The organism is Streptomyces deserti (genome assembly GCF_054782695.1).
Map to the genome: position 1 here is coordinate 1 of NZ_BAAGRZ010000129.1, position 625 is coordinate 625.

The window sequence follows — 625 nt, forward strand, 5'->3', positions numbered from 1 at the left end:
ACGTTTAGAGTGAAAGGGCGCTCTAGGTTGGATTATTGTTAGTATTACTCACCTTCTAGTCGTTGAACTTTTCTAGATTTATATAAATACTAATCTAGACTTAGCTGCAAATTGTCTTAATCTAGGGGTTGAGTTATATGATTAAGAGTTTCTTGCAATTCACCCTTTTTTTCAATTTGAGTCACCTCAAAAAGCAACTTTATATCCTTTATGTTCTGGCAGATTAATATTCTTAAACCGCTTTACGTTTCGTATATTGTTAATCCAATTGTCATATTGTACCTTCTTGTAACCTACAATTGGATGTAGCCCTGAATGAGAAAAGAATTGAACCACAGTATTTAGATCCTTAACGGAAGAAACATTAAACTTTGAATATCCAATAGTAGATATGTCAATAGTTCGAGTCGTATTAAATAGAATTCGGAAAGCTTCAAAAAGTGTAATATGTTCACGTTGTCGGATAGAGAAATAAAACTCATTAGAAGCCTTAATGTGGAATGATCCTTCAGCCATAACAAAACCAACAACCCAATTCCGAAAGAAAGGAATAGATAGATATCCAGCTGGAGTAGTAGGTAGAGGGTAGATATTAGAATTAAAATTAGTGGGTACGTCTGCATAC

Annotated in this window: 1 protein-coding gene; it reads right to left on the reverse strand. The window is 33.8% G+C overall.

From position 1 onward, the window contains the following. Nucleotides 1–186: 186 nt before the first annotated feature. Nucleotides 187–625: LAGLIDADG family homing endonuclease (locus ACYVMZ_RS39405; protein WP_461088139.1), on the reverse strand; the 439-nt coding region annotated here is incomplete at its 5' end.